The organism is Paraperibacillus marinus (genome assembly GCF_046237605.1).
Lineage (GTDB): Bacteria > Bacillota > Bacilli > Bacillales > DSM-1321 > Paraperibacillus > Paraperibacillus marinus.
Genome location: NZ_CP143542.1, coordinates 3,634,177 through 3,657,660 on the forward strand (window position 1 = coordinate 3,634,177; position 23,484 = coordinate 3,657,660).

Consider the following 23,484-nt stretch of genomic DNA (forward strand, 5'->3'; position numbering starts at 1 on the left):
CAGGAGGATTCTTGCATCTGGGTATAAACATTATTTATCTGGCTGACATTCCTCATGTTCCTTACTCCGCTCCACCGCCTTATTATGTTTGTTCCTGCTCTTGTCCAGGTTCCTTTCCATGAATGGGCTAGCGAGAGAAAACTTATGTTTGTTTTATTGCCAAAAGAGGATGAGGGAGAGATTAGTATGAAGTTTGGTTTTTGGCTGCCCATTTTCGGGGGATGGCTCCGAAATGTAGAAGATGAGAACATGCCTTCAACTTACCATTATGCAAAGGAAGTCATCACTTCTGCTGAAAAGTGGGGATTCTCCACAACATTGATTGCCGAATTATACTTGAACGATATAAAAGGGCCCGAGAAGGATTCCCTGGAAGCATGGACTACCGCAGCTGCACTTGCGGCGGTTACCGATAAAATCGAAATTATGACCGCTGTAAGGCCGGGCTTCCATAATCCGGCTGTCACGGCCAAAATGGCTGCAAACATCGACCAGATAAGCGGAGGACGCTTCACACTAAATGTAGTGTCAGCCTGGTGGGAAGAAGAAGCCAGGCAGTATGGCGGTGTCTTCACCGAACATGATGAACGCTATGACCGTACAGAAGAGTTCCTGACTGTTCTGAAAGGGCTTTGGGAACAAGAAACCTTCTCTTATAGGGGCAAATTTTATGATATTCAGAATGCCCATCTGTCTCCCAAGCCTGTGCAAAAACCAAACCCAGTCCTTTATGCCGGCGGGGAAAGCCCGAGGGGAAAGCAGGCGATTGTGGATAACTGTGACGCTTACGTCATGCATGGAGGCACAGTGGAAGAAGTGGCGGCGAAAATTACCGACATGAAAGAAAGGCGATCTGCTGCGGGCAGAGAGCCGCTTCAATCCTTCGGGATGGCCGCCTATATCATCTGCCGGGATTCCGAGGAAGAAGCCCAGCAGGAGCTTGCCCGGATTACGGATGTAAAAGAATCCAGCGCATATGCCGGATTCAAGGATTTCACGACTAAATCCCAGCTCGAGCAGCAGATACAGCTTCAGGATTATTCAGTATCTAACCGCGGCCTGAGGCCGAATTTAGTCGGCACCCCTGAGCAGATCGCCGATAAAATCATCCAATACGAAGATGCAGGAGTCGACCTTCTCCTCCTCCAGTTCTCTCCACAGCTGGAAGAAATGGAAAGGTTCTCGAAGCAGGTTATGCCGCTCGTTGAGAAGAAACAAAAAACCGCGTTAGTCGATTGACCTGCCGCGGTGGATGTAGGATTTTTAGTTAAGTTGGTGTATGAAAAGTTGGCCAATCCAAGTGAGACCCCACAGGCGAAGCCGTGGAGGCTCACCGCCCGCCCCGCGCAGGTAGAGTGCCTGGAGCGTAAATCATCCTTTCATATTCAGCAGCCCACACTAGTTATGAAATCAGTATAAATCCATCAAAGATCACCGCCTAAAATATGAAAACTCCGGAGGGAAATATCAATGAGCAAAGTATATATACTTCATGAAAATTCAGAGTGGACCACTCATTTGACAAAACGCCTGCACGAGCTTGGAGTGCCGCATGAAGAATGGTTCCTCGACCAGGGATTTGTCGATTTGACGGCCATACCGCCGGATGGGGTTTTTTACAGCCGGATGAGCGCTTCCTCCCACACGCGTGAACACCGTTTTGCCCCTGAGCTTACCGAGGCTGTCCTCGCCTGGCTTGAGCAGCATGGCCGGCGGGTGATCAATGGAAGCCGGGCACTGCGGCTTGAGGTAAGCAAAGTAAACCAGTATACGGCACTGGCCGCCCAAGGGATCAAGACTCCAAGGACGATAGCTGCTTCAGGCAAGGATCAAATTATTGCCTCAGCCGTAAAGCTTGACTGCCCTTCCTTCATCACAAAGCATAACCGGGCCGGCAAAGGGCTTGGTGTCCACTTGTTCCATTCGCTCCAAGGACTGGAAGAATATCTGGAAAGCCCTGAATTTGAAGAGCCTGTGGATGGGATTACCCTGGTCCAGGAGTACATTAAATCCCCTGAAGCATATATCACACGCTGTGAATTTGTCGGCGGCCGCTTTGTCTATGCAGTCCGGGTGGATACATCCGAAGGCTTTGAGCTTTGCCCGGCAGATGCCTGCCAGATTGGCGACCTTTTCTGCCCGGTCGGGGAAGTTACAGAAGAAAAGCCAAAGTTCCAGATCATCGAAGGCTTCGACGATCCTATCATCGAAAAGTACGAAGCGTTCCTGCAGGCTAATCAGATTGAAGTTGCAGGCATCGAATTCATCCGGGATGAAGAAGGAAATATATACACCTATGACATTAATACGAACACCAATTATAACTCCGACGCTGAAGCAAAAGCAGGCGTCTTCGGAATGCTGGAAGCCGCTAAGTTCTTTGGATCAGAACTTGAGAAGCTAGCGGTGAAGGCGTAAATACAAATAAACAAGCCCATAAAGCCTGCCATAAACCAATGGCAGGCTTTTCATTGAATTGTTCCATACAGCTGGCCTGCCCCCAAAAGCCTCCTTTATTTTTAGTCCTGGGTAGAATGAAGTATAATAGCTTGCATGAACAAACGGATGGAGTGAAATGAGAGATGGATAAAACAATAGGTTTTATCGGCTGCGGGAAGATGGCACAGGCCATGATAGCAGGGATGATTAAAAAGGGAGTGATTCCTGCCGGCAGCATCATAGCCAGCGCCTATACGGAGATAACAAGGAATATGGTCCGCGATGCTTACGGGATCAGGGTGACATCCCGCAACCAGGAGGCTGCTTCAGAATCTGACCTGATTTTCCTTGCCGTAAAGCCTGATTTATATAAGGGCATATTGGATGAAATTAAACCGGTATTAAAAGAAGATGCGGTTATCGTTACGATTGCTGCCGGCATCAGCCTTGAATTCATGGAAAAGGAACTGGGAGACAGGGCAAAAATTGTCCGGACAATGCCAAACACCCCTTCCCTGGTCGGTGAAGGATGCAGCGCCATCTGCCCGAACGGCAGGGTCACTGTTGATGATCTCGATGACGTCCTTGAGCTGTTCAACAGCTTCGGGAGAACGGAAGTATTGAAGGAAAGCCTGATGGATGCTGTGCCGGCAATCAGCGGTTCTTCCCCTGCCTATGTGTATATGTTCATCGAAGCCCTTGCCGATGGCGGGGTCAGGGACGGAATCCCAAGAGAACAGGCTTACCGCATGGCTGCACAGGCCGTGCTCGGAGCGGCTCAGATGGTACTGGAAACTGGTATCCATCCCGGCGTGCTCAAGGACAATGTATGCACACCGGGCGGAGCGACCATTCAGGCTGTCGCTGCCCTGGAAAAACATAATTTCCGTTCCGCTGTCCTTGCCGCCATGGAGAGCTGCACAAATAAATCAAAAGGTCTGCAGAAGGACAAGGGCTGAGTTGAATCGCTTCTGTGGAAAATGTGTGGATAAAATACCGACATTTATGAAGGCAGGCAAAAAGGGAACTGCAGCGAAATTGCTACGAGTTCCCTTTTTCTGTCTTTAAGTAAATCAAGCTGATATCCTCAAACTCGATAGTCACCGACTCCTGTTCAAACCTATCCTTCAGCTGCCGGGAAATGGCGGTCACCGCTTCCTTCCATGCATTGATATCCTTTATAAACTCATAATTGGCACTTGCCGTGAACGTTACGGTATCCTCCCCGCCTTCCGGGCAGCCCCAGTCTGTATGATAAATGGTCTTGCTTCGATGCGCCACCGACGATACATAAATGCCCGTCTCCTCATAATAACTTCCCGCCAGCTCCTGCCATACAGAAGCCGCACGCGCAAGCACATGCCCCTTCTCATTCTTCCCATGACCTTCATTCACACCAAGCACAACAGCCGCCCTCAGCGACTTGACCTCCCTTGCCACTAACCATCCCTCCAAATAAGCATCTGCAAATAACATACCCAATCAGCCGCCAGGACAGTCCTCCATTTCAGGGAAGGGGGGAGTCCTCCATTTCCCGGGGAAAGGGGACAGTCCCCCATTTCCCGGTTATTTCCCAGGGCGGTGTTTAGGCTGGTGAAGCGGGAGGTATCTTGATTAGGTAGATTCTTTTTTTGGAGGAGTGTTAATGAAGAGAGCGATGTTGATCATAAATCCGTCCTCCGGGAAGGAGAAGGCCCCCGGGTATAAGCCGCATGCTGTTGAGGTTCTTCTCCGTTCGCACGATGAGGTGATTGTGCATGAGACCGAGAAGGAAGGCGATGCCGCGGAATTCGCGAGGAAGGCCTGCCTCGAAAGGTTTGACGCGGTGGTTTCCATGGGAGGCGACGGGACAATAAATGAAACGATAAACGGAATGTCAGAGCAGGAGTACCGCCCTGCCATGGGACTTATCCCCATGGGGACAGTGAATGATTTTGCCCGCGCGCTGAGCATTCCCCTCCAACCGGAGGAAGCGATTGAAGTCTTGGGGAGCAATACCTTGAGGCCTGTGGATATCGGGAAGATCAATGATAGATATTTCATGAATGTCCTCGCGGTCGGGGCGATCGCGGAAGCTTCGTACAATGTAAGTGCGCAGCAGAAGACACTGCTCGGACCGATCGCTTATTTTGTTGAAGGCTTGAAGGCTTTCGTCAAAAAGACTCCCTTCCCCCTTGTGATCGAGCATGATGGGGGCACCTGGGAGGGTGAGGCATTCCTGATGCTGACGGCCCTGACTAATTCAGTCGGAGGCTTTGAATCCTTTGCCCCTGACGCTGAAGTAAATGACGGCGAATTTCATCTATTCATTTTAAAGGATTTCTCATTCCCGCATATCCTGAAAATCATCCCAAAGCTTTTAAAAGGAGAATTAAAGGAGCATGACCAGGTGGATTATATCCGCACTTCCTATGTGAAAGTATCAAGCGGCGAGGAGCTCTCTGTGAATATAGACGGCGATGAGGGAGAACCTCTTCCCTTCCAGGCAGAGGTCCTAGCTTCCCATCTGAATATTTTTGTTCCATCCAAATAATCGAAAACAGTGGATAATATGTGGATACGTTCAGGGTTCGATGGATGTTCCGGCCGCAGGGGACAAGTTATCCACAGGGAATAAAAAAACCGTCTATCGGCAGGATAGACGGTTTTGTTTGTTAAAATTGTTCTTTTTCCTTTAATGCTCCTGTCTGTTCTGTCCTGCTTCTCATCAGCACAGGATACAATAAGAGTCCCACTGCAAACAGCCCCATTCCAAGCAGGAAAGTTTTCAGATCAGCTGTACCCGTTTTGATAACCCATAGGGAATATCCAAGGGCAAGCAGTGTGATGATGCCGTCCTTAATCCTCGATCCACCGATAGTATTATAGGTTTCACCGGTAATTACCAGCTTCAGTGAATAGATGGAGGAAACAAGATACGGAATCAGGTAAGCGAGTGTCGCCACCACAATGGCGAAGTCATAGGCTTCAGTTATTGTTCCTGAAACGGTAGAGAATAAGAAAATCTGTGTCATCAAATTCGTTACAGTCAGAGAGCCAGCCGGCGCTCCTTTTTTATTCGTTCTGCCAAAGAAGGAAGGAAACAGTCCCTGCCTTGCAGCCTGATAAGGAACCTCCGAGCTTACGATGATCCAGCCTACTGCTGCGCCAAAGAGCGATACCAATGCCAGTCCGGCTATAATGGCAGCCGCGCTGCCTCCGATCGCTGCATCAAGCGCATCTGCCAGCGGCTTTTGTGAGCCCTGAAGCTGATCCTGTGGCAGCACACCCATGGTCAGGGTGCTGATTCCTACATAAATCAGGATTGCAACGAGAAGGCCCAGGAGAGTGGCCCGCTTAACATCTTTTTGGGATTTGGCCCGGTTTGAAAGCATGACGGCTGCTTCAATTCCTATGAAAGCCCAGAGAGTTGCGATTGCTGCTGAATTTACCTGTCCCCCAAGGCTTACGGAGTTTCCTTCGCTGTCGCTGAAGGATACGCCCTTCATGATATCGCTCGCATCAAACACAGCGAGGGTCAGTATGACGAACAAGGCAAAGCCGATGACCTTGGCTGCCGTTGCAGCCAGGTTAAGTTTGCCGGCGCTGTTGAAGCTGCGGCTGACAATGATTTGGATTCCCCATAGAAGGATGGAACATACAAGAAGTGTCAGCGCCTTGCCGGCTTCAAGCTCAAAGCTCCCGATTTTCATAAGCACTTTATTACTTTCCAATACCGGGAAGAAAGTTGAGAGATAGCCTGCAAAGGAAATGATGACTGAAGCAGTCGCTGCCCAGTTCGCCGCCCAATAGCCCCATGCCATGCTGTACCCTGCAGCTTTGCCTGCCTTTGGCGACTTAAACATATCCATCGCATAGCTTTGCGGTCCTGCTTTTAAGTCAGGCTTCCTGGTTGCCAGATTACCGAAGACAAGGGCAATCATCAGTACGCCAAGCCCTGTGATGCCCCAGGCAATAATGGAGCTGAGTGGACTTGCCACTTTGGATAAATTGGATGGAAGCATAAACACTCCGCTTCCCACCATATTGCCGACAACAAAGGTTGTTAAAATCCACAACCCCCACTTTTTTGAATTCATATTTATCTCACCTTTTTTGTTATTCTAGCTGTATAAACTAGGATTATATTATTTCAACTTGTACTACTATAACACAATCCTTTAGTTTGGTAAAATGGTAGAGAGATAAAAAATTATATAAAATTTTTTCTTTGATAACCATAAAATACCTGACAGGAACAGTCTGGGTATTACTCCTCAAATTGAATCTGCAGCCGTTCCGGCACAAGCTTGGGCTGCTTCCTCCCCAATATATGCAGGATCATTTGTGAAACCAGCATGCCGGGTCCGAGAGCCTGTCCCACACTGATTGCCGGGATGGATTTCGCGCTCAGCCAAGAGCTGACTTTTTCCTCTGTGGCATAGGCCGGCAGCATGCGGCTGTATCCGGATGGAGGAAATACCGCACCCTCCAGTTCCTCCCTGGTACATCCTTCAGGCAGCCCCGTGTATGCTTCGAGGGTCATTCCATCAGGAGCAAAGGTAAGCACACTTGCGCCAAACCCAAGGGCGGCAGCGGTGGTGATGAATAATCCTTTTTTCCTTGCAGCCCTATGAAGAACGACCGAATCTCCAAAATTAAAATAATCGATGGCATCTATCACATAGTCGGCTCCTTCAAGAAACCTTTCGCAATTCTCTGCAAGGACTCCTTCTGGATAACAGCTCACTTCAAGTCCTGGATTAATCGCAAGCAGATGTTCCCTCAATGCCAGTGTTTTATTTTGACCGACCGTTATATGTGTGGCTGCGCATTGGCGGTTGATATTGCTTACATCAAATTGATCAGGATCGGAAAGAATGATCTTCCCCGCACCAAGCCTCGCCAGCAGCTCCGCAGAAAAACCGCCGATACATCCGCAGCCGGCAATCGCAATCGCAGTCCCTTCCAGCTTGTCCATTTCTTCCTGTGTCAGGATCCCGTGATTTCGGATAAATTGCTCCTTAATCATGTGTTACCGCCTCCAAATGATCAGGTTGTAAAAGATAGGAATAAAGCTGTTCCTTGTGCTGCCGAAGCATGGCGAGGCCTGAATGGAGGGGAATGACAGCAGGTATGGTTCTAGTGCCAAGGTATACTGCAGGTTCCCCGAGGATCTCAAACGGTGAATGAAAGATCCGGCACATCAGGTGATAGACACGCTCATCAATCGCACAAAGCCAGTGCTCAATTCCATGGAAGAGGGAAAAGTGCAGGCAGGCTTTTATGATACCGATTGTACAATCATGCTGGGGCAGCTTGGCAAGAGCGCTCAGTTCTGCGCAAGAGCCTGAAGGCAGGCTTGCTATATATGTTCTTCCTTCCTCGCTTAACAAAAATTCCGTATACACCGGCAGCTCGCAGACTGGCTTACGAATGAGCCTGCCCACCCCTGCGAGCTGCGAATCGGCAGCCAAAACGGCTGCAAAGTATGTAGATTCCTTATGGTGAAAATCCTGGTCTTTTCCGTTAAAAAAGCCCAATTCCCCATATTTCTCCCAATGGAAGGCAATTGATTTATCCCTCAGCTCCCCTTCTGCCTGCCTGTACACATAATCACCTGCACGGTATTTCATTCCACCCACTCCATTCGTAAATGACCGGCTTACTATACCTATACCCCTGCTTTCCCATGATGTGAATAGGGCTTATTTCATATATAACAAGAATTTTATTTATACTATCATTATTTATATACATCTATATCTTTCGCTGAACGGAGCCCGCCATGAATGATCAAATGAAATTAAGAGACTATTACAAGCACCATCAGAATGTACTGAACAGGCAGCTGCTGTTATTTACTTTGATATGCTTGACGCTGAGCTCTGCCTGGAACCTGGTTTTCTTATATTTCAAACTGGAGTTCTCTCGGGCAAGCTTTTCATTTCTCGCGGTCTGCCTGATTTTATCTCTCGTCCTTTTATTGATCCGCCATACTTTCCCTATCGGAGTCATGACACATCTTGTGAATGGTTACATCCTCCTGCTTTTAGACGGATTGTATTTTGCCTCTGGATTCACAGAATCCTGGTCCTATTTTCTGCTTATTCCCGTAGTCGCCGGCCTTTATGGAAGTCCCCGGATCTTATTGATATATTCAACCCTTAGCCTTGCATCACTTTCAGCTGCCAGCACCCTTTTTCCACACCAGAAGCATATTGATCCCATTGATATTTCCAATCAGATGCTATGTTTGGTTCTCATCATCTGCCTCAGCTATGCGGTGATCATGAAGCTGCGCAGCCTCTATAAGAAACAGCTGGAAACGGTAGAAAACGCAGCCAAAAATACATTGGAGCAGGTGGTCAAGACCTTCGTCGTATCGGTGGAAGCCAAAGATCTGTACACTTTTGGCCATTCCGACAGAGTAAGCAGATATGCTGCAGAGCTCGCCAAGGCTGTGCCGGGGTATGAGAATGAAGAAAATCTGAAGCAGATGCGCTTGATGGGATTGCTCCATGACATTGGGAAAATTAATATTCCAGAATCAATCCTATCTAAACCTTCTGCGCTGACTCAGGAAGAATATGAATTGATCAAGACTCATACGATAGTCGGCGCTAAAATGATTGAAAAAATAGCGGGACTTGAGCACTTGAGGAATGGCGTTCTTTTTCATCATGAACGGTGGGATGGCCATGGCTATCCCACCGGTGCAGGAGGGCTTGCTATTCCGGTGGAAGCCCGGATACTGGCGGTGGCTGATGCGTTTGATGCTATGACCACATCACGCGCCTACAGGGGAGCTATCCCGGTGGAAGAAGCATTTCAGCGGCTCCTAAAGGGGAAAGGGACTCAGTTTGATCCGGAGCTGATCGAATGCCTCCATGATATCAAGCCGACATGGCTTGCCATTGCAGAGGAGCAGGAAAATCCCGGAGAGTTTGAAAAGATCATTAATTTTCTCTAGGGTTTTTATTCCAAAATGGTTTTCCTGAAGCCATAAAAGGGCCTGAACTTCTTTGTTTCATAATACGTATGTGATGTGGTTGATGCGAGCAGCTCCATCCTTGCCGCGGGATATAGCTGATGCACATATTGCATGAGGCCGTTTCCTATCCCATAAGCCCGGAAGCTATTGTGGACGAGCAGTTCACAGACATAAAGAGTGACCATTGTGTCTGTCAGGGCCCTGATATATCCTGCAATTCTTCCCTCATGGTCCGCGACAAAGGCTGCATTCGAATTTCTCCATGCTTCCCTTACCTCTTCCGGCCGCCCTGCGAGGCCGGTCCATCCTTCCTCTGCTGTAAGTGCCAAGATTTCATTAAAATCCTTTTCTTCATAGCGCCGTAAAATTATTCTTTCATTATTTTTCAACAGCATTTCCATGGCATCCATCTCCCTTAACTTTCGGTTTCAGGCTCGCTGCTTAGGGTAAAATTCTTAATATAGTAGTAATTATAAACTCTTTAGGAGATGTTATAAATATCCAAAGGAGGGAAATATCTTGAAAAAACGTGACGAAGAACACATCTCGGAAGAACAATCAGCCGAGGGTTTGATGCAGCTCTTTGAAATTATCAATGCGAAGGGCGATACAGGGGAGCTTCAGTCAATTGGTGATGAATATGAGGCAAAGAACGCAGAAAGAAATGCAGACAGTACAGAAGGAATGAATGCACAGCCCAGTCAGGGTCCTTCTGGCAGTCACAGCATGGCATGCAATGAGGAGCTTTTTTATAATGACCTGCGCGCCATTGCCGAGGATTCTTCGAAAGAGGATTGATTACATGAAATGGCAGCCTCTGATCCGGCTGTCTTTTTTCATGGCTCCATTTTTTATTTAGGCTTTTTTCGCATTTATTGCGGCTATTGAACAAGAAAGTGGATTTCCGCTGCAGGCACTCGCGGACCTTAGGGGCGGGCGGTGAGCCGCCTCGGCTTTGCCTGCGGGTTCTCACCTGTCCCGCTGCTCCCGCATTGAAAAGCGGAAAGCGTGCCTGCCAAATAAGACTTATTTATAGTTCAATGTTCATGTACTTGGTTTGAAACTGTCACTAAATTGGCAGGCAGAGACCCGATAAAGAAGACTTGCTGATTGGCGAGCGTTAGCGAAGACAGAAGCTTAGTCGCACTTATGCGTTAGCGAAAGAAGACTTGCTGATTGGCGAGCGATTGCTGTGACAGAAGCTTAGTCGCACTTATGCGTTAGCGAAAGGAGACTTGCTGAATGGCAAGCGATTGCTGTGACAGAAGCCTAGTCGCACTTATGCGAAAGCCTTGCAAAAGATGAGCCGGCAATGAGAAGCGCTCATTCTTCCCATTACTGGCTTGGCTTATGACTCGAGGGTCGAAAGCCGAGCTGGATCAGGAGTCTCGCACCTGAAGCGTAAGTCCACTTGCTTAATAATTCAGTTTCCTCACAGAACTAATCCAAAAACAACAAACTTTTAGAAGAGAGCCTTTATTTAAGCGTTTATATCGCTTGCATTTACGTTCGTTTTTAAGCTCATAATTATATATGCAAAAATTAATACCAATTAGCTGCGGCCGGGAGGATGATGGAGATGACTAGAGAAAAAAAAATAAAGCTGATTGCACTTGATATGGATGGAACCCTGCTTAATCATGATCACACGATTTCTGATGAAAACGTCCAGGCGATTACCGAGGCACAGGAACTTGGTGTCCATGTGGTCCTTAGTACGGGGAGGGCACTCGCTTCCTGCCGGGAGCTTTCCAAGTCCTTGAACCTCAATTCCTACCTTGTTACAGTAAATGGAAGCGAGATTTATGATGAGACTGGAGAGCTGATCGAAAGGAACCCGATTGGGACAGAGCATATCACCATGATGCATAAGCTGGCCATGGAGCATAAGGCCCGTGTATGGGGTGTCACTTCTGATAAAGTCTGGTATGAAGGATTGCCTGAGGATATCGGGGCGCATGAGTGGCTGAAATTCGGCTTTGATTTTGATGATAATGATGAAAGCCGCAGGATTGTCCTGGATGCCTTGTCCAAGACGGGGATGCTTGAGATCACGAATTCCAGCCCGACCAATATCGAGGTCAATGCCCTTGGCATCAATAAGGCGAAGGCTTTGAACATTGTATGCGGCAGGCTCGGCGTAACAATGGATGAAATGATGGCTGTCGGCGACAGTCTCAATGACATTGCCATGATTTCAGAGGCCGGAATTGGTGTGGCCATGGGGAATGCCCAGGAAACGGTCAAAGAGGCAGCCGACTGGGTGACCGGTACCAATATTGAGCACGGAGTGGCGAAGGCCATCCGCAAATGGGTGCTGTAAACTGGGAAAAGACCGGGAAATTCCCGGTCTTTTTTTTTAAATCCACTTATATTTGAGCTCCTGATATCCCGGAACAGGCTCTTTCTTCATTTCGTCAGGCCAGATAACAATCACCTGCAGAAGCTCTCCGTCAACACTCTGCTCCGTATTCTCTCCAATCCAGATCTTAGTTCCCTGCAACATACTATCCCCTTCCTGAAATAATCAGCTGTTTTGCTCTTCCAGCGTGACTTCCGTTTCTCTTTTTTCTCCGTTCCGGTAAAACTCGATCGTTACTTTCCTGCCAGGTTCCGTCCTGGTATATAGATATTTACGAAGTGCTATGCTGCTGTTGATGGAATCCCCATCGATTGCAGTAATCACGTCATTTTCCTCGAGGCCGGCTCGGCTTGCCGGAGAATTCGGGCTTACCTGAAGGATGACCACTCCAGTTTTCACACTGTTTGGCAGATTTAAATACTGCTTTCGGTCGTTCAAGGAAATTTCGTCCAGCGATTTATTGCCAACCCCGATAAAAGGTCTCGTAACCTTCCCTTTTTTCTCGAGGCTTTCCATGATCGGCACAGCCGTATTCATTGGGATGGCAAAGCCGATGCCTTCTACGCCTTCCTGTGCGATTTTCATAGAGTTGATGCCGATCAGCTGTCCGGATACGTTGATCAGGGCTCCGCCGCTGTTACCGGGATTGATGGATGCATCCGTCTGGATGACGTCCGCTTCCCAGTCATAGCTCTGATCCTGGTTCACATCAATTGGAATGACCCGCTTTGGATTGCTGACAATTCCCTGGGTGATAGAATAATCCAGATATCCCAGTGGATTGCCGATCGTGGCCACCGGCTCCCCTGGCTTCAGAGCATCAGAATTCCCTATTTCAGCCGCCTTCGGAAGATTGTTTCCTTCTATTTCAAGAACTGCCAGGTCCATCAGCGAATCGGAGCCGAGCACCTTCGCCTTTACCTTGGTTTTATTCTTCAGGCTGACCTCCACCTCGTTCGCTCCTTCGATGACATGATTGTTTGTGACAACAAAGGCTTTGTTTCCGGTCTTTTTATAAATGACGCCTGAACCCGATCCGCTTTCTTCGAGAGAACTCCCTCCGCCGAAGGGAGAAGAATTCTGCTTCAGATTTGTTACTCCAACAACTGAATCAATTGTCTTGGCCACGGAATCTGTGAAATTCACATTTTTCACATTGATTGTTGTGACTTTGCCGGCTGTTGCACTCTCACTGTATTCGCTTTTAACGGAACTACTGTTATCTGCTTTGAACTCTCCCTGAACATAAGGAAGCCCGAAGGACATAATCGCCACTCCCAATATTGCCCCAATCGAACCTGTTGCGATATAACCCCTGACCGGCTTGCGCCCTCTTGCCCTTGACCTTTCCTGGTTTTCATGAAAATCCATGATATTTCACTCCTCCTGGTAAAATATATAGTTTTAAGATTTGTTGTCTTCCAGATAATTTTTTATCTTGTATTTTTCCTTTGTCTTCTCCATCCAGCCTGCATAGTTTTCCTGGACCTTTTGGTCAAGCAGGGCCGCTTTCACTGCTTTTTTATGATTCTCATACACCGCAGCCTTTGCCGGCTTTTTATCGGTTACCTTAATGATGTGATAGCCATATTCGGTTTTCACGGGTGAAGAAATGCTGCCTTCCTTTAATGAAAATGCTTCTTTTTCGAACGCCGCCGTCATGTCCCCTTTGCCGAAGTAGCCAAGGTCACCGCCTTTATCCTTTGTCGCCGCTTCCGTTGAGTATTCCTTGGCGAGATTTGCGAAGGACTCCCCGCTGTCTAGCTTTTTCTTCACTTCATCTGCCTTTGCCTCTGTTTTAACAAGGATATGAGACGCCTTTACCTGTTCCTCCTGAGCGAAGCTCGCTTTGTTTTCCTCAAAGTATTTCTTCATTTCTGCTTCTGTTATTTTTATATCCGGCTCCATCAGCTTTTTAATTTTCAAGTTGACCGTCAAATCATCTTTCAGATCACTTTTCTTCAATCCGGCTGATTCAAGCTGCTGCTGAAGCGCTTCCTCTCCGCCGTAAGAGTTGGCAAGTGCCGCTAATTCCGCTTCTACTTCTTTATCTGAAACCTTGACCTTCTTCTTAGCCGACTCAAGGCTGACTACCTTTTCTGTAATCATCGAATCCAGCATCGCCGGTCCGCTTTGTTTATAAAGCTTATCGTACAGCTCATCCTTTGTGATTTCGTCTCCGTTTACGGACGCTGCTTCTTCCTTTGCCGAACAGCCTGCCCCTACTGCGAGGACAACGCTTAGAAGCATTGAAAGCATAATGACCCTGCCAGATTTTAAACTCTTCAAACCCTTCATCTCCTTACATACCATGTTTTACGTTGACTCTATTAAACTCCCCGAACCTTAACATAACCTTAACGAAAAACCCTGCTTAGAATATTTGTTAAGGGGGACTGTTCCCTGGACAGAATTCAGGAGATATTTCATTAGCCGGCGCGCAATTATCTGGTTCGGCCGGCGATCCGGGTTCGGATAGTAAATCAGCCTGTTAGGATAGTAAATTACATTTTTGAATGGAAAATCAGCCTGCTTGGCTTGGCTAGTAAAATGAAATTTCCGATCGTAACAGTCTCTTTTCGGCTAGTAACCGGCATGCAGCGCTGTATTTCAGCCTCTCTAACAATCTAAATTAGGCTGTTGAAACTGAAAACGATTAAGAATCCAGCCCTGGAAATAAAAAAAGGATATCCCCACTACATCGGGGACATCCTCGGGCACCCACTTACCGGGTGCCTATTCTGCTGGCGCTGTTCTTGATTTTCTGATTTTTAGGGAATATGACATCAATGGCCGTCCCTTTTCCTGGCGAGCTTTTGACCTTGAAGGAGCCGCTGTGGTTATCGACGATCCATTTGGCAATCGATAATCCAAGACCGGCGCCTGATTCGTCTGTCCGGGCGGTTTCGGCCTGGAAAAAACGATTGAAGATCTTCGGGATGTTTTCACTTGCGATGCCGATTCCATTATCCCTTACCGACAGGATGATGGATTGGGCATCCTTTCGGCATGAAAGGGTAATTTCTCCGTTTTGCCCGGTAAATTTCAAGGCATTATCCACAAGGATGACGATCAGCTGGTGAATTCTTTCTTTATCTCCGACAAAATACAGCGGCTCGATTTGGCCAAGCTTGATTTCCTTTTCCTGGATGGCCGCGATATCGGCGTACTGTTCCTGGATTTCGCGGATCAGCACATCCAGCTGAAATTTTTCTTTCTCCACCACCACCTGGCCGGTGTCCGATCTTGCCAGGGTAAGCAATGAGGCTACGAGTTTATTCAGCCTCCTGGCCTCCTTGGAGATGACGGATATATCCACAGCCTTTTCTTCAATGGTAGCCTCCGGCGACCGGAAGAGCATTTCCGTCCGGGACTGGATGACGGCAAGCGGTGTACGCAGTTCATGCGAGGCATCGGAGACAAATTGCTGCTGGTTTTCCCAAGATTTCTTGATAGGCACCAGCGCTCTTCCCGCGAGGAAGAAACCGGCTCCGACCGCAAAAAGGATCCCTACACCCCCGCCTGCGAATAAGATATAAAGCAGTCTGTTCAACACTCTCTTCTCGGCATCCACTTCCCGCACGAGCTGGAATTTATACGTTTCGGAAGCAATATCCACCTCTGTCGTAAGGCTGCGGAATGCAAAGTCCCCGACTTTCATATCTTCCAACTTATCAATACGCCGCGGATAAAATTTTTTCTGAGATTGAGTGAAGAATGGATTCCGTTCTGATAAATCTTCTACAAGCTTTTTATCAGGATCCCATACGAGCACGTAAACGCCCGGCTCCCTCTTTAGGTCACTCAAAGTGAGCTCCGGATCATTCAGTTTATTTATAAGCGAGCTTAAGGAAAGGTCGGCCCCCTTGAATACCAGTGACTCGGTATAAAAATAAATGCTCCTGCCCAGGAAAACCAGGATGATTATAAATACAATCGAATTTAATACAGTCAGGCGGAGCCTTGTTTTATGGAACATATATTACCCCTCTTGCTGTTTTAGCATATAACCGATTCCACGAACTGTCTGGATATCCTTATGATAGCCAAATGGCTCCAGCTTCTTCCTTAAATGGTGGATGAAAACTTCAACTATGACGATGGTGGTATCTGAATCAAATCCCCATATTCTGTCAAATATCTGTTCACGGGTGAGTATTTTCCCCTGATTTTGAATCAGATATTCCAGCAGCTCGTACTGCTTGATCGTCAGTTTGATGGGCTGCCCTGCTGCAAGGACATCGTTTTCCTTGCCCTTTAATTCAAGCTCCCGGTACTTCAGTATCTGATCCAGCCCCATGACGCCGCTCCGCCTGAGCAGTGCCCGGATTCTAGCCTTCAGCTCCGGCGACTGAAACGGTTTTACGAGGTAGTCATCACCGCCATAATCGAGGCCCTTGACCCGGTCCTCCAGTGAATCCTTTGCTGTGAGGAATAATACGGGAGAAGAGATTTTATCCTCCCTCAGTTTCTTGACGATATCAAACCCGCTTATCCCGGGAAGCATCACATCCAGAAGGATTACATCATAAATGCCCTGCTGTGCGTAAAAGAGTCCATCCTCCCCGTCGCTTGCTGTGTCTACTTCAAATTCATCCGATAATATATCTTTAATTGATTCCAATAGGGATTGATTATCTTCAACCACTAAAATTTTCACTGTGCCATCCCTGCCTTTATTAGAAATCAGCTATATTTAAACTTATTTTAGAAGAAATCTCAATGACTTGTATACCAAAAAACGTTTTTAGCACTTCTTGCCTACTATATAGGACCTCCCTTAATTTAACCTTAAAAAACAAACCAGAGTTTTCTACTCCCGCCCATCCATGGAAAGGAACTGGACAAGAGCAGGAACAAACACAATAAGGCGCAAGGCACAACAGGGGATGCCAGCAAGATAAATTAGGTTTCACATTCTTTTAATTAGCGTCAGGCTGTATGCAGCTCCGCCCTCTTTTCCACGGAAAACAAACATGAGTTTTCTACTCGCAACCCATGCATGGAAAAGAACCAAATCAAAAGCAGGAACAAACACAATAAGGCGGTGGAGCGGAGTAAGGCGCAGACAGGGATGCGGCAAGATAAATGATGTTCACAAACTGCCCAAGGCCTTATGATCCATCCAGCTCCGCCCCTTTTCCACAGAAAAAAGCCACAGGAAAAACACATCCAAATGACAATTCCATACGTTTGCTTCAGTAGAAAATTGAGCTATCGGCTTACAACTAGTATGATCGAAGTATCACTTATACAAAAGGAGATTTTTATGTCCGGAGACAAGGATATAACGCTGTATCAAAGGATACTGGGCCAGGATGCAGAAGCTCTTGAAATTCTTTATACACGTTATGAGAAGCTCATTTATTCGTTTGTGTACAAAATGACTCAGGATTCCGGGCTTTCCGAAGAGGTTATCCAGGAAGTGTTTCTTAAATTATGGAGTGGCCACTCCCCGTACACCGAGGAACGCGGCAGGTTTTCTTCCTGGCTGCTTACGATGACACGGAATACCGCATTGGATATCTTACGGAAGCGCAAAAAGGATCCTGTCTATGAATATAACGAAAATGACGTAAAAGAAGAATCTGGCAATGACGTCATGGAAATCGTAGAATTCAAAGAACGAAGCCGGGTCATCAGGCGTGCAGTCTCTATGCTGAAGGATGACCAGCAAAAAATAATCGACCTGTTCTATTTCAAGGGTCTTACCCAAAATAAAATATCTCAGGTGACCGATCTGCCGCTTGGCACGGTGAAGGGAAGGATCAGATTGGCTTTAAAACACTTGAAAGACTATATGGACAGGGAAGGAGGGAAATCAAATGTCTGATAAAAACTGCAGTAGATTTATTGATTATGTGAACGGGCATTTGTCAGCCGATGAAGCCCGTGAATACGAACAGCATGCAGCCGGATGTGAAGCGTGCCGGGAAGAGCTCGAGCTGTGGAATTCTGTTTCAAGTGAGTTCCCTTTCCTCTCCGAGCCCGTCGCTCCCCCTGAAGGAATGAAAGAACGGATACTGGGCAATGTGTTATCAAGCTCAAGAGATGGCCGGGAAATGTTTGAAACAAAGTTGGTTCCAAAACCGTCAGAGCCTAAAGAGCCCGTCCGGCCAGACCCAGTTAAACAGAATCGGCGGAAGCGAAGCTGGCTGGTGCCTGTCATGGCTGCCGCTCTATTCCTGTCCGCTGCAGGAAATATTTATCTGCTTAACAGCAAGGAAGACGGCGGAAAGCCTAAGCCTTCCGCTGCCATAGATACAACAGAAAGCTTCATCCCATTAAAGCCGGTCGAAAGTACTGCTGTCGGAACAGCCTCCATCCTAAATCAAAACGGAGAATCAAGCGTAGTGGTCCAGGCACAGCAGCTCCAGCAGCCAAAGAAAAAAGAAGTATACCAGGTCTGGCTCATCAAAGATGATAAGCCTTACCGGGCAGGTACATTCACCACATCAGGCGGCCAGGGAACTGTAGTATTCCGTCTTTCCCCAGATATGAAGAAAGAATGGGATACCATCGCCATCACCCTTGAGCCGGATGCCAAAAGCAAAACACCAAAAGGAAGCATGGTTCTAGCTTCGGAAATATAAAATGGATCCCCGCCGGAGTTTAGTCCGGCGGGGATTTTTATAAACCCCGTCGGAATGGCCAACCTCACCTGCCCCCATACAACAACCCAGCATCTTGTTTTCACCCGTCCATAGGCGGGTAATGAACCATACATAAAGGAGAGAAGGCTATGAAGATGATTAAATGGTCCTATTCGAAAAGAAATCATATCAGGGCCTCTTTCGATCATTATCCCCATACCCTATTTATTTTCAGGCGGATCAGAGGCTATTACTTTGCCTATACCATGGATTGGTCGGGTGAAGATCCTCCTGTTTTGAAGGAAGATCTGGAGAAGATGGAACTGCTCCTGAACCGGGAGCTCGGAAGCGAGGAACAGTATCTGGCCAGGGGGGCATCCAGGAATATCGGTGATGGACCAGGAATGCCATAAAAGACTCGCTTCTATGAAGAATGTTGTTATCTAATGAGTTCTGTGAAGATTTATACATTAAACGAAGCCGATAGGAACGGAGAAGCGAGGGCCTGCAGCGGACATCAACGTTCTTGTTCAAAAGCCGCAATATATACGCAAACAGCTAAAAAAAAGCCTAATCCTGTAGGATAAGGCTTTGTAAATCATATTTTTTTTTGCTCTTCGTTCTTTAACTCGTCTATGGTTTCCCTTGAGGAACGCTTGAATTCCTTAAGGGACTGCCCAATGGATCTACCTATCTCAGGAAGCTTCTGTGGGCCGAAAACGATCAGTGCGATGATTAAGATAAGTATTAAACCGGGAAACCCAATATTAGAGAACATGAAGGCATCTCCTTTTTATTTTAGTTTTTGTTCATAATCCTTGATATCCATTATATCCAATAAGAAGATAAAGATTGGAATACCGATGATAAGTCCCCAGATTCCAAGGAAATGCTCTGAGAAAATCAGGACCAGGAATGTATAGAAAGCCGGCAGATTGGTTTTGGCAGACATGAATTTCGGATTCAGCACATAAGCCTCAAGCGCATGCAGAATAGTAATCATGGCCAGCACATATATGACCTTCATGCCGCCGCCTATGCTGTAGGCAATGGTTACAAGCGGTATCAGTGAAACAAACACACCGGCTACAGGAATCAATCCAAGGAAGAAGATCATAATGGCAAGTCCGATCAACTGCGGGAATCCAAGAATCCAGAGTGCCAGGGTAGACAGCACAGCGTTCACAAACGCGATGGTGAACTGAACCTCAATTACTTTCCCGAATGTATTCACGAATTTTCTGCCGAAGTATTCAAGCTCCAGGAAGAACCAGCCGAATTTACCAAATTTAAAGTTCTGGGAAAACTTCATAATCCTCTTCTTTTCCAGAAGGAAGAACAAACTCAGGATGATGGCCAGGATGACCTGCATGCTCGCTTTCCCAAGCGTAGTCACATATGTGTAAATGGTATTAAAATGCTTTTCGACGTCCTCAGGAGAAACAAAATTTTTGGCAAGATTCAGGGCATAAACAATCGTTTGGTTATCGGGCGGATGTTCATAGAAATAGATAATCTGCCTGACAAGCGTGGTTACCTGGGCAATGATGACAGGAATGTAACGGTAGATGACTATAATGACTGTAACTACCACAATCGTATAAAGAACGATGATCACCAAATTGGAATTGGCAGGCACGATCTTTTTCAAATGAAAAGTAATGAAATTCTGCAGCCTTCCCATAAGGAAGGAAAAGATGAACGTGAACAATACCAGATTCAGCATGCTGTGGATACTGAACAGAATGAGAATTAATATTGCCAGCGTCAGAAAACGGGTAAAGCCTTTACTTCGAAAAAAATCACTTGCCCAGTTCATAATCTACTCCCATCCGATACTCAAAAAAAGTCAATAAACTCTTTCAAGTATATCAAAAAAATCGACACTTTTCGTGAAAACTTCCAAAAAAGAATAAGTTTTCTGGGTATTTATGTACAAAAAAGGAACAGCTGATATTGGCCATTCCTTATTAACATATATAACAGTTTTTACTAATTTTTAGAATCTAAAAACTCCTGCAAAGCTTGTTTATTTTTTTCAAGGTCGATTTCCAGTACCGCCGCTCCATTATGCCTGGCATCCCAGAAGGAGCCTTCCACCGGTATGCGGAGATTTTGAGTATCGGCTGCATTCCCAAACAGAACATCCTTACTCAGTGAAAAGATGGTTCCAGAGTCAATATTGGTGTCTACATAAGGATTGATGACACCGATCAATTTAGGGAGTTTCATAATGCTCGTGACACTCATTGCCTCATTCTTCAGCTTTCCGATAACTTCCTGCTGTCTTTCCACCCTTCCAAAATCCCCTTGCGAATCCTTGCGATATCTTACATAGCCGAGGAGCTTGTCACCATGCAGCACTTGCCGCCCGGGCTCAAGAGTCATGTCAATTCCTTCAGACATCCGATGCGGCACGTCAACCTCAATGCCATCCGGCGCAATGATATCGACCACTTTGGAGAATCCGGCGAAATCTACAATGGCGTAATAATTAATCGTTATATCAAAATTCTCTTTGATCGTCTGGCGCAGCAATTCCGCCCCTCCGCTTGAATAGGCGGCATTGATCCTGCTCATCCCTCTTCCGGGTATATTTATGTATGTGTCCCTCATAATGGAAACCAGTTTTGGAATATGCGAATTTTGGTCATAATGGGCAATCATGATGGAATCTGACAGACCGGTTTCTTTGCCACGGGTATCACTGCCAATCAGCAAAACATTGATTTTGCCATAGTTTACTTCCTCACCCTTGAATGACTCTTCGTTTTCACTCTTTTCATTCGGCGCTTTCACACCGGCCATATTGATACCCTGCTTGAATTGGTAATAAGCATAACCAGCCCCAGCCAGGATCAATAGTACCAATGTCCATAATATGAACTTGGTTTTTCTGTGCTGTTTCTTTGCCTTTTTCCTTCCCCGCTCTTCGACCCGTCCCATACAAAGCACCATCCAGTCCAATCTTATTATGTCATACAGTTAGTTTGTTTTTTTATTCACTTTACATACATAAAATTAGAGAATCCTTCCATTCCAGGCATTCTCACTTTTAATTATACATTTTTCTGAAAAAATAGTTTAATTTTTTTTACGCAGCAAAAAAGAGCTTTCCATAAGCTCTTTTTTGCACACTGCTCTTAAAATACGAACGGTATGAACGCTAGCGTAGCAATGGCTCCAAATGCTACTCCCCAGCCAAAGCCATAGCCGAAACCATAACCGTCTCCATAATAGCCGTATCTAAAGCCGCCATAATTTCCTCTTCCGCCAAGCGGACGGAGAAATACCCTGCTCCGGTTCACCCTGTGGATGATTCCGCGGTGAACTTCCCCGCTATGGGTACGGATTACCACAGCACGGCCTACTCCTCCACGGCACTGATTATAATACACCGACATATCCTGACCTCCCTCTTACATTTATCCGGAAAATAACCGGTTCTTAATCAGAGTATGTATGCAGATAGATATCGGACTAGTTGTATAACACAACAGCAGGATAAAACTTGACCCATTTTTAATCAAGACCCAGCCATCCAAGCTCACACAGCATAAAATATCGTACCTCAGCCTGGAAATTAAGGAGAGATCGCCTGTGAACTATTCATATCAAGATGCATTAGCTTATTTTGGAATTGAAGGCGCCCACCCAGGAAGCCTTGGTTTAACGAAAGTCCTGCTTGAGAACGAGACAATCGCCCCTGCATCCAGAATTCTCGATGCTGGGTGCGGCACCGGCCAGACATCCGCTTACCTCTCAAGCCGCTATCCATGCAAGATATATGCCGTGGACAGCCATCCTGAGATGATAGAAAAGGCCAGGATAAGATTTGCAAATGAAAATTCCCGAGTGAAAATTTATAAGGCAGAGATGGAGCGTTTGCCCTTCAAGCCGGAAAGCTTTGACCTGATCCTCGCCGAATCCTCGACTGCCTTCTCGCAGATTGACAGGAGCCTGCCGGAATTTTATCGGGTATTGAAGAAAGAAGGGGCTCTCATTACGATCGACATGGCTGCAGAGCCATCACTTAGCCAGCAGGCTAAAAGTGAGATTCAGAAGTTTTATGGAGTGCATGCCGTCTTAACGGAAAGCGAATGGAAGAAGGCCTTCAGGCTGGCCGGGTTCAAGTTTGTAGATGTGCTGAAAGCAGCGACTATCATGGAGGAGTTCGAAAATTATGTTCCCCCGCAAGGGACCTCTGTTCCTGCTTTCTCTCCCCCTCCTTATAATTCGGAGGCAAGCGGGGTTATGCAGATGCACTATCAGCTTTCAGCCGAATATGGGAACAGCCTGGGATATAGAGTGTTCCGTGTATCAGGAAAGTGAGACAATTATAAGGCCCGCCTGCAAGGACTGCAGACGGGCTTTGTCTAATAACTATTTAAGGGTGTTCCGTTAATATCAAATTCTGGCCGAATCGTTTTAATATCCGCATTTAACAGGGAGGTTTCTTCAATTAAATACTGAGAAATGTGAAAAACATTCTTATCTCCTGGACTTTTTACAGCCTCATCATTTTCCTTATTCCAATAATTTGGCACAGTATTCATGAGAAAATCAACTCCTCGGTATTGGGATACCTCAGCCTGATCGACACATCCCAATGGTAGATCTCCTAAAACTGATCACCTGGACTATTGACCGCTTCGTCATTTTCCTTGTTCCATAGATTTCTGGATGTATTCATTAGAAACCAACTCCTCTTGTTATGATCACTTACGTGTCTAACTCGATATGTTTTCTTCTTTTGAATACCAATCAGGAATTCTGATCGCCTGGACTGTTGACCGCTTCGTCATTTTCCTTGTTCCATAGATTTCTGGACGTATTCATTAGAAATCAGCTCCTTCTTGTTATGATCACTTGCGTGTCTAACACAGAATGCTCTTCCTTCTGTTGAATACCTGATCAGTAACGCTGATCACCCGGACTGTTAATTGCTTCGTCATTTTCTTTGTTCCATAGATTTCTGGACGTATTCATTAGAAATCAGCTCCTTCTTGTTATGATCACTTGCGTGTCTAACACAGAATGCTCTTCCTTCTGTTGAATACCTGATCAGTAACGCTGATCACCCGGACTGTTAATCGCTTCGTCATTTTCTTTGTTCC

The 23,484-nt window shown here is 46.5% G+C and carries 26 protein-coding genes; 11 read left to right on the forward strand and 15 right to left on the reverse strand.

What is annotated here, in order from left to right:
* The first annotated feature begins 186 nt into the window (after positions 1–186).
* The 3 genes from V1498_RS18390 to proC all read left to right on the forward strand — a co-directional run bounded on the left by V1498_RS18390 (position 187) and on the right by proC (position 3,398).
* Entirely contained in the window at positions 187–1,239 is a 1,053-nt protein-coding gene (locus V1498_RS18390; RefSeq protein ID WP_409295242.1) for an LLM class flavin-dependent oxidoreductase, read from the forward strand.
* A 231-nt stretch (positions 1,240–1,470) separates the two neighbouring features.
* Positions 1,471–2,418: a RimK family alpha-L-glutamate ligase gene (locus V1498_RS18395; RefSeq protein WP_409295243.1), complete on the forward strand. Its 948-nt coding sequence runs from the start codon at positions 1,471–1,473 to the stop codon at positions 2,416–2,418.
* A 164-nt stretch (positions 2,419–2,582) separates the two neighbouring features.
* The gene (gene proC / locus V1498_RS18400; RefSeq protein ID WP_409295245.1) at positions 2,583–3,398 is read left to right on the forward strand and encodes a pyrroline-5-carboxylate reductase; all 816 of its coding nucleotides are present in this window, start codon (positions 2,583–2,585) and stop codon (positions 3,396–3,398) included.
* Positions 3,399–3,480: 82 nt separating this feature from the next.
* Here the strand turns inward: proC and V1498_RS18405 are convergent, their stop codons facing one another.
* Positions 3,481–3,879: a hypothetical protein gene (locus V1498_RS18405; RefSeq protein WP_409295247.1), complete on the reverse strand. Its 399-nt coding sequence runs from the start codon at positions 3,877–3,879 to the stop codon at positions 3,481–3,483.
* A gap of 205 nt (positions 3,880–4,084) precedes the next feature.
* Between V1498_RS18405 and V1498_RS18410 the strand changes: the two genes are divergently transcribed.
* A complete protein-coding gene (locus tag V1498_RS18410; protein WP_409295249.1) occupies positions 4,085–4,972 on the forward strand; it encodes a diacylglycerol/lipid kinase family protein in 888 nt (295 codons plus the stop codon).
* A gap of 121 nt (positions 4,973–5,093) precedes the next feature.
* Here V1498_RS18410 and V1498_RS18415 read toward each other — a convergent pair whose 3' ends face one another.
* The 3 genes from V1498_RS18415 to V1498_RS18425 form a co-directional block, all read right to left on the reverse strand.
* Complete coding sequence (locus tag V1498_RS18415) at positions 5,094–6,518, reverse strand: amino acid permease (RefSeq protein ID WP_409295250.1); 1,425 nt, start codon at positions 6,516–6,518, stop codon at positions 5,094–5,096.
* Between the two features lie 170 nt (positions 6,519–6,688).
* A complete protein-coding gene (locus tag V1498_RS18420) occupies positions 6,689–7,450 on the reverse strand; it encodes a ThiF family adenylyltransferase (RefSeq protein ID WP_409295252.1) in 762 nt (253 codons plus the stop codon).
* Complete coding sequence (locus V1498_RS18425) at positions 7,443–8,054, reverse strand: hypothetical protein (RefSeq protein ID WP_409295253.1); 612 nt, start codon at positions 8,052–8,054, stop codon at positions 7,443–7,445. The genes V1498_RS18420 and V1498_RS18425 overlap by 8 nt, the downstream gene beginning before the upstream one ends.
* Before the next feature lie 152 nt (positions 8,055–8,206).
* Between V1498_RS18425 and V1498_RS18430 the strand changes: the two genes are divergently transcribed.
* A complete protein-coding gene (locus tag V1498_RS18430; protein WP_409295255.1) occupies positions 8,207–9,391 on the forward strand; it encodes an HD-GYP domain-containing protein in 1,185 nt (394 codons plus the stop codon).
* A 5-nt stretch (positions 9,392–9,396) separates the two neighbouring features.
* On the opposite strand, the gene V1498_RS18435 is transcribed toward V1498_RS18430, so the two are convergent.
* A complete protein-coding gene (locus V1498_RS18435; protein ID WP_409295257.1) occupies positions 9,397–9,813 on the reverse strand; it encodes a GNAT family N-acetyltransferase in 417 nt (138 codons plus the stop codon).
* Positions 9,814–9,931: 118 nt separating this feature from the next.
* Here V1498_RS18435 and V1498_RS18440 point away from each other — a divergent pair, with 118 nt between their 5' ends.
* Positions 9,932–10,210 carry a hypothetical protein gene (locus V1498_RS18440; RefSeq protein WP_409295258.1) on the forward strand — a complete coding sequence of 93 codons (279 nt, stop codon included), beginning with the start codon at positions 9,932–9,934 and terminating at the stop codon, positions 10,208–10,210.
* 775 nt (positions 10,211–10,985) lie between these two features.
* Positions 10,986–11,735 carry a Cof-type HAD-IIB family hydrolase gene (locus tag V1498_RS18445; RefSeq protein WP_409299363.1) on the forward strand — a complete coding sequence of 250 codons (750 nt, stop codon included), beginning with the start codon at positions 10,986–10,988 and terminating at the stop codon, positions 11,733–11,735.
* 36 nt (positions 11,736–11,771) lie between these two features.
* Here the strand turns inward: V1498_RS18445 and V1498_RS18450 are convergent, their stop codons facing one another.
* The 5 genes from V1498_RS18450 to V1498_RS18470 form a co-directional block, all read right to left on the reverse strand.
* The gene (locus V1498_RS18450) at positions 11,772–11,918 is read right to left on the reverse strand and encodes a hypothetical protein (protein ID WP_409290237.1); all 147 of its coding nucleotides are present in this window, start codon (positions 11,916–11,918) and stop codon (positions 11,772–11,774) included.
* A gap of 21 nt (positions 11,919–11,939) precedes the next feature.
* The gene (locus V1498_RS18455; RefSeq protein ID WP_409295260.1) at positions 11,940–13,145 is read right to left on the reverse strand and encodes a S1C family serine protease; all 1,206 of its coding nucleotides are present in this window, start codon (positions 13,143–13,145) and stop codon (positions 11,940–11,942) included.
* Between the two features lie 33 nt (positions 13,146–13,178).
* Positions 13,179–14,072: a peptidylprolyl isomerase gene (locus tag V1498_RS18460; protein WP_409295262.1), complete on the reverse strand. Its 894-nt coding sequence runs from the start codon at positions 14,070–14,072 to the stop codon at positions 13,179–13,181.
* A gap of 427 nt (positions 14,073–14,499) precedes the next feature.
* Positions 14,500–15,753: a sensor histidine kinase gene (locus V1498_RS18465; protein ID WP_409295263.1), complete on the reverse strand. Its 1,254-nt coding sequence runs from the start codon at positions 15,751–15,753 to the stop codon at positions 14,500–14,502.
* 3 nt (positions 15,754–15,756) lie between these two features.
* On the reverse strand, positions 15,757–16,434 hold the full coding sequence (locus tag V1498_RS18470) for a response regulator transcription factor (protein WP_409295264.1): 678 nt from the start codon (positions 16,432–16,434) through the stop codon (positions 15,757–15,759).
* A 609-nt stretch (positions 16,435–17,043) separates the two neighbouring features.
* On the opposite strand from V1498_RS18470, the gene V1498_RS18475 reads away from it, so the two are divergent.
* The 3 genes from V1498_RS18475 (at position 17,044) to V1498_RS18485 (ending at position 18,780) form a co-directional block, all read left to right on the forward strand.
* The gene (locus V1498_RS18475) at positions 17,044–17,607 is read left to right on the forward strand and encodes an RNA polymerase sigma factor (protein WP_409295266.1); all 564 of its coding nucleotides are present in this window, start codon (positions 17,044–17,046) and stop codon (positions 17,605–17,607) included.
* On the forward strand, positions 17,600–18,367 hold the full coding sequence (locus V1498_RS18480) for an anti-sigma factor domain-containing protein (RefSeq protein WP_409295268.1): 768 nt from the start codon (positions 17,600–17,602) through the stop codon (positions 18,365–18,367). The genes V1498_RS18475 and V1498_RS18480 overlap by 8 nt, the downstream gene beginning before the upstream one ends.
* Positions 18,368–18,516: 149 nt before the next feature.
* Positions 18,517–18,780, forward strand: a complete 264-nt coding sequence (locus V1498_RS18485) for a hypothetical protein (RefSeq protein WP_409295270.1) — start codon at positions 18,517–18,519, stop codon at positions 18,778–18,780.
* A 185-nt stretch (positions 18,781–18,965) separates the two neighbouring features.
* Here V1498_RS18485 and tatA read toward each other — a convergent pair whose 3' ends face one another.
* From tatA to V1498_RS18505, 4 genes are all read right to left on the reverse strand, one after another.
* Positions 18,966–19,145 (reverse strand): twin-arginine translocase TatA/TatE family subunit, encoded by a 180-nt coding sequence (gene tatA / locus V1498_RS18490; RefSeq protein WP_409295271.1) that lies wholly within the window; start codon positions 19,143–19,145, stop codon positions 18,966–18,968.
* 15 nt (positions 19,146–19,160) lie between these two features.
* Positions 19,161–20,186: an AI-2E family transporter gene (locus tag V1498_RS18495; protein WP_409295272.1), complete on the reverse strand. Its 1,026-nt coding sequence runs from the start codon at positions 20,184–20,186 to the stop codon at positions 19,161–19,163.
* A 173-nt stretch (positions 20,187–20,359) separates the two neighbouring features.
* Positions 20,360–21,313 (reverse strand): LCP family protein, encoded by a 954-nt coding sequence (locus V1498_RS18500; RefSeq protein WP_409295274.1) that lies wholly within the window; start codon positions 21,311–21,313, stop codon positions 20,360–20,362.
* Positions 21,314–21,510: 197 nt separating this feature from the next.
* Positions 21,511–21,771 carry a hypothetical protein gene (locus tag V1498_RS18505; protein ID WP_409295276.1) on the reverse strand — a complete coding sequence of 87 codons (261 nt, stop codon included), beginning with the start codon at positions 21,769–21,771 and terminating at the stop codon, positions 21,511–21,513.
* Between the two features lie 196 nt (positions 21,772–21,967).
* On the opposite strand from V1498_RS18505, the gene V1498_RS18510 reads away from it, so the two are divergent.
* Positions 21,968–22,699 carry a class I SAM-dependent methyltransferase gene (locus V1498_RS18510; RefSeq protein ID WP_409295278.1) on the forward strand — a complete coding sequence of 244 codons (732 nt, stop codon included), beginning with the start codon at positions 21,968–21,970 and terminating at the stop codon, positions 22,697–22,699.
* Between the two features lie 44 nt (positions 22,700–22,743).
* On the opposite strand, the gene V1498_RS18515 is transcribed toward V1498_RS18510, so the two are convergent.
* Complete coding sequence (locus V1498_RS18515; protein ID WP_409295279.1) at positions 22,744–22,977, reverse strand: hypothetical protein; 234 nt, start codon at positions 22,975–22,977, stop codon at positions 22,744–22,746.
* Positions 22,978–23,484: the final 507 nt, after the last annotated feature.

Bases quoted from the DNA above. Each gene is read 5' to 3' on its own strand.
- V1498_RS18410 (WP_409295249.1), top strand. From the start codon at position 4,085: ATGAAGAGAGCGATGTTGATCATAAATCCGTCCTCCGGGAAGGAGAAG.
- V1498_RS18475 (WP_409295266.1), top strand. From the start codon at position 17,044: ATGTCCGGAGACAAGGATATAACGCTGTATCAAAGGATACTGGGCCAG.
- V1498_RS18500 (WP_409295274.1), bottom strand. From the start codon at position 21,313: ATGGGACGGGTCGAAGAGCGGGGAAGGAAAAAGGCAAAGAAACAGCAC.
- V1498_RS18495 (WP_409295272.1), bottom strand. From the start codon at position 20,186: ATGAACTGGGCAAGTGATTTTTTTCGAAGTAAAGGCTTTACCCGTTTT.
- V1498_RS18505 (WP_409295276.1), bottom strand. From the start codon at position 21,771: ATGTCGGTGTATTATAATCAGTGCCGTGGAGGAGTAGGCCGTGCTGTG.
- V1498_RS18420 (WP_409295252.1), bottom strand. From the start codon at position 7,450: ATGATTAAGGAGCAATTTATCCGAAATCACGGGATCCTGACACAGGAA.
- V1498_RS18465 (WP_409295263.1), bottom strand. From the start codon at position 15,753: ATGTTCCATAAAACAAGGCTCCGCCTGACTGTATTAAATTCGATTGTA.
- V1498_RS18480 (WP_409295268.1), top strand. From the start codon at position 17,600: ATGTCTGATAAAAACTGCAGTAGATTTATTGATTATGTGAACGGGCAT.
- V1498_RS18455 (WP_409295260.1), bottom strand. From the start codon at position 13,145: ATGGATTTTCATGAAAACCAGGAAAGGTCAAGGGCAAGAGGGCGCAAG.
- V1498_RS18450 (WP_409290237.1), bottom strand. From the start codon at position 11,918: ATGTTGCAGGGAACTAAGATCTGGATTGGAGAGAATACGGAGCAGAGT.
- V1498_RS18445 (WP_409299363.1), top strand. From the start codon at position 10,986: ATGGAGATGACTAGAGAAAAAAAAATAAAGCTGATTGCACTTGATATG.
- V1498_RS18485 (WP_409295270.1), top strand. From the start codon at position 18,517: ATGAAGATGATTAAATGGTCCTATTCGAAAAGAAATCATATCAGGGCC.
- V1498_RS18430 (WP_409295255.1), top strand. From the start codon at position 8,207: ATGAATGATCAAATGAAATTAAGAGACTATTACAAGCACCATCAGAAT.
- V1498_RS18395 (WP_409295243.1), top strand. From the start codon at position 1,471: ATGAGCAAAGTATATATACTTCATGAAAATTCAGAGTGGACCACTCAT.
- tatA (WP_409295271.1), bottom strand. From the start codon at position 19,145: ATGTTCTCTAATATTGGGTTTCCCGGTTTAATACTTATCTTAATCATC.
- V1498_RS18415 (WP_409295250.1), bottom strand. From the start codon at position 6,518: ATGAATTCAAAAAAGTGGGGGTTGTGGATTTTAACAACCTTTGTTGTC.
- V1498_RS18425 (WP_409295253.1), bottom strand. From the start codon at position 8,054: ATGAAATACCGTGCAGGTGATTATGTGTACAGGCAGGCAGAAGGGGAG.
- proC (WP_409295245.1), top strand. From the start codon at position 2,583: ATGGATAAAACAATAGGTTTTATCGGCTGCGGGAAGATGGCACAGGCC.
- V1498_RS18390 (WP_409295242.1), top strand. From the start codon at position 187: ATGAAGTTTGGTTTTTGGCTGCCCATTTTCGGGGGATGGCTCCGAAAT.
- V1498_RS18460 (WP_409295262.1), bottom strand. From the start codon at position 14,072: ATGAAGGGTTTGAAGAGTTTAAAATCTGGCAGGGTCATTATGCTTTCA.
- V1498_RS18435 (WP_409295257.1), bottom strand. From the start codon at position 9,813: ATGGAAATGCTGTTGAAAAATAATGAAAGAATAATTTTACGGCGCTAT.